The sequence below is a fragment of the Vibrio sp. D401a genome, from assembly GCF_030248515.1.
GTDB classification, from domain to species: domain Bacteria; phylum Pseudomonadota; class Gammaproteobacteria; order Enterobacterales; family Vibrionaceae; genus Vibrio; species Vibrio rotiferianus.
In genome coordinates this window covers 1-3,237 of sequence record NZ_JAHGAI010000028.1, presented here as the reverse complement: position 1 = coordinate 3,237, position 3,237 = coordinate 1, and the positions used below count along the sequence as shown (strand labels likewise).

Below are 3,237 nucleotides of genomic sequence, written 5' to 3'. Positions count from 1 at the left end.
CCTAAAAAATAAAATATAACAATCTGTTTAAGAGTGATTCGCAACGCGTGACATTTTTACTATGCGTTGATTTTAGTGTTTAAGGTGGTATGCGGAAGCATCGGTATTGCGTTGCTCACACCTTAACAGGGCGTTATAACTCTCACAGGAAGGTATGCTTTTGGAAATTACTAATCTGTACAAAAATAAAGTAGCTTCGTTGTCCAATGAAGAGGCCGCTTACGCTTTGGGTTTTGCTTTCTTGGTTACCTTACTGCTTCCTAGCGTATTACCTTTTCCTTCATATTGGCTAAGTTTTAGTTTCTTCATATGCGGTGCATTTATTTGGTTGAATTCAATATTGGCAAAATTGAGCTCCATGATTTTCGCTAAGGCATTTTGGGCGATAATCTTAGTCGCAGGAAGTACGTTTAATTTGGCATTTTCTTCATCAATTGTGAACTCGTTCTTGGAGGTTCCAAATAGTCCATTTGGTTACACTATAACCTTGTCTTCAGTACTTTTAATTCCAGTAACTTTATCGCTATCAGGAATCTTTGTGATGATGCCTGTCATTGCATTGGTAGCTCTCACCTCGGCATTTTCAATTAAAAATACCTCAATTAAACAACTATTGTTGCTGGACTTCATAAAGACATTAAAGCCACAATCTGGTCTTTTATTTTTTGGTAGGGTATTCGCATGCGTTACGATAATGGCTCTATGTCTATCATTTGCTAAAGATAATTCTTGGTATACAGATAAGGTCGGTGTCGCTGTTAAGTGGTTTGCCTATAACTTTGAGATGGAACGCTATAGTTACTGCAAGCTGAATGAAGGGCAACACATAACATACTTAAGTGGAGATTATGTCATTGTTGCAGAAGAAGTTGAGTCTACGTATAAGTTTACGGTGACAAAGTGTGACTCAGAGTTATAACAAAGCATTTAAGAGTGATTCGCAACGCTTGGCATTTTCGCTTCGCTCAAGTATAGCCAAGCGTCGCTCACACCTTAATGCGGCGTTATACCACTTCGGAGATAAAATGCGTGAGCTATTAAAAAATCTGACAGAGAATGACTACTGGGTTTATGGTGTAACTGAATCCGACTTCGATCATGCAGTATCAATTGTGCGTGAAATGATAGAAGCGCGAAATCATCAGTATGAATCTGAAGCCGCAAGGGTTCGTAGTGAAAGCTCTGAAACTGCGGATGATATCCTTGATGATGTTGCTTACTATCGTTATACCGATAATCAGTATCTTTGGCAGTTTGCTCTCTGGAGGCTTCAGGGATTAATTGAAGCAGTTATCACTTATCAGCTTGTAGATAAAAATGCCAAGAAGCTGTTCGGGCTTAAGTCAAAACTAGAAGCTTTAGTTAACAGTGGTTATCAAATCGAACAACATGAGATCGACGAGTTGCTACTTTGGGCAAACCTAAGGAACGCAATTTCTCATGCTCCCCCGGAACAGTTTCGACCTATTCCATTATGTGAAGACGATATTGTTGAATACTAGGTGTTTGTAAAAAGGCTGTTTGTGAGATGGCATTCAGTGAAAAACGTTGAGACAGTGGTATAACAAACTGTTTAAGAGTGATTCGCAACGCGTGGCATTTTTAGTATGCGTTGAGTTTAGTGTTTAAGGTGGTATGCGGGAGCTTCGGCATTGCGTTTGCTCACACCTTAACAGGGCGTTAAATGACCTTTCAAATCGGTGCAACTTAATGTAATCGAGGTATGATGTATATTGAGTTAGCGCGAACTAAAGATATTGGTAAATCGCATTTACGCTTTGAAATTCTATACTCACTCGCACTCATATGAGAGCAAAAGGGCAAACTATGGAATTTGAGTGGGATGAGAACAAAAACTTAATAAATTTGGCAAAACATAGAATTGATTTTGCTGATGCTGTACACGTTTTTCTTGATGCTAGCAGAATTGAAAGAGAAGATACACGCTATGACTATGGTGAAGCTAGGTTTCAAACGATTGGCAAGACAAAATATGGTATCTTGTTTGTGATTTATACAGAGAGGCAATCAAGTGGTAATATTAGATTAATCTCAGCACGTAAAGCTAACTCTCGTGAAAAAAAATCTTATGAGAGAGGTTTTATGAAGCCATACTCTCAGGTGGTGTAATATGACAATCAAAAAGGTATCAATTGAGAATTTGAAGTTCTCTCGCGGGCAAACTGACAAAAAGCAACTTGAAGCGCTATCTGATAGAGAAATTAATGAGGCAGCCCTCAGTGATCCAGATAGTGTCGTTCCAACCGAAAAGGAACTTGAAGCGTTTGGTACACCAAAGGAGAGAGAGCATGACAAAGACAATTAAACTTTCAGACGTTCAATCACTCAAAGGCAAAACGAACTGGCTCTATTTAAAAAAGTCAGATGAAAGTAGCAAACCAAGCCAAATAGCACCAGAGATTCGTCAGCATCATTTAAACCAAATGAAAAGACCGAAGTCATAGGTCATTTAACAAACTGTTTAAGAGTGATTCGCAACGCTTGGCATTTTTGCTATGCGTTGCGTTTCGTGTTTAAGGTGGTATGCGGGAGCTTCGGTATTGCGTTGCTCACACCTTAACAGAGCGTTAGGTGAATAGGGAAATTATGCAAGCAACAATTGAAACGAATAGATTGATTCTTAGACCCTTCACAGAGTTTGATGCAGCAAGAGTTGCGGAGCTAGCGGGTGAAAAAGTCATCTCGGATATGACAGCGAATATTCCACACCCGTACGAGCTAACCGATGCTGTTGACTGGATTAGAACGCACCAAGAATTATTCAACACTGGCAAAGGTGTCGTTTACGCTTTGGTTTTAAAGAATAGCAATAATCTAATTGGAGCAGTGAGCTTTCCTAGGATTGAAGGGGGAGAAGGGACACTAGGGTACTGGTTGGGTGTTCCTTTTTGGGGTGTCGGTTATGCTACGGAAGGCTCTAGAGCACTAATCGAGTACGCTAAAGAGAATTTAGGTCTCAGTAAACTCAAAGTTATGCATTTAACTGAAAATGAGCGTTCAAAATCGGTTATATGCAAGTTGGGTACAACGTATGTTGGAACCAAAACAATTCAAGCTCAAGGTAGAGTGCGTGAGGTGTGCGTCTACACTGCGCGGTTATAAACTCACCTAACAATGCGTTTAAGACGGATTCCCAACGCTTGGTGTTTACGGCACAACACTTTAAGTCGAGTGGTATGCGTTGCTCACCACTTAACGCGGCGTTATAAAACAGGA

General features: G+C 40.0%; 6 protein-coding genes. All 6 read left to right on the top strand.

The genetic code is table 11. The annotated features are described in order from the left end of the window. Positions 1–160 precede the first annotated feature (160 nt). A complete protein-coding gene (locus KIV41_RS12905) occupies positions 161–919 on the top strand; it encodes a hypothetical protein (RefSeq protein ID WP_155243594.1) in 759 nt (252 codons plus the stop codon). A 106-nt stretch (positions 920–1,025) separates the two neighbouring features. Continuing rightward, on the top strand, positions 1,026–1,502 hold the full coding sequence (locus KIV41_RS12900; protein ID WP_285336633.1) for a hypothetical protein: 477 nt from the start codon (positions 1,026–1,028) through the stop codon (positions 1,500–1,502). A 325-nt stretch (positions 1,503–1,827) separates the two neighbouring features. Then, the gene (locus tag KIV41_RS12890; RefSeq protein WP_038899751.1) at positions 1,828–2,130 is read left to right on the top strand and encodes a BrnT family toxin; all 303 of its coding nucleotides are present in this window, start codon (positions 1,828–1,830) and stop codon (positions 2,128–2,130) included. A gap of 1 nt (position 2,131) precedes the next feature. Beyond that, positions 2,132–2,326, top strand: a complete 195-nt coding sequence (locus KIV41_RS12885) for a hypothetical protein (protein WP_038899752.1) — start codon at positions 2,132–2,134, stop codon at positions 2,324–2,326. After that, entirely contained in the window at positions 2,310–2,465 is a 156-nt protein-coding gene (locus tag KIV41_RS12880; protein ID WP_155397188.1) for a hypothetical protein, read from the top strand. Before KIV41_RS12885 ends, KIV41_RS12880 begins: the two co-directional genes overlap by 17 nt. A 142-nt stretch (positions 2,466–2,607) precedes the next feature. Continuing rightward, a complete protein-coding gene (locus tag KIV41_RS12870) occupies positions 2,608–3,123 on the top strand; it encodes a GNAT family N-acetyltransferase (RefSeq protein ID WP_285336632.1) in 516 nt (171 codons plus the stop codon). Positions 3,124–3,237: the final 114 nt, after the last annotated feature.

Excerpts from the sequence above, each read along its gene's own strand:
- KIV41_RS12900 (WP_285336633.1), top strand. The coding sequence starts at position 1,026 with ATGCGTGAGCTATTAAAAAATCTGACAGAGAATGACTACTGGGTTTAT.
- KIV41_RS12890 (WP_038899751.1), top strand. The coding sequence starts at position 1,828 with ATGGAATTTGAGTGGGATGAGAACAAAAACTTAATAAATTTGGCAAAA.
- KIV41_RS12885 (WP_038899752.1), top strand. The coding sequence starts at position 2,132 with ATGACAATCAAAAAGGTATCAATTGAGAATTTGAAGTTCTCTCGCGGG.
- KIV41_RS12880 (WP_155397188.1), top strand. The coding sequence starts at position 2,310 with ATGACAAAGACAATTAAACTTTCAGACGTTCAATCACTCAAAGGCAAA.
- KIV41_RS12870 (WP_285336632.1), top strand. The coding sequence starts at position 2,608 with ATGCAAGCAACAATTGAAACGAATAGATTGATTCTTAGACCCTTCACA.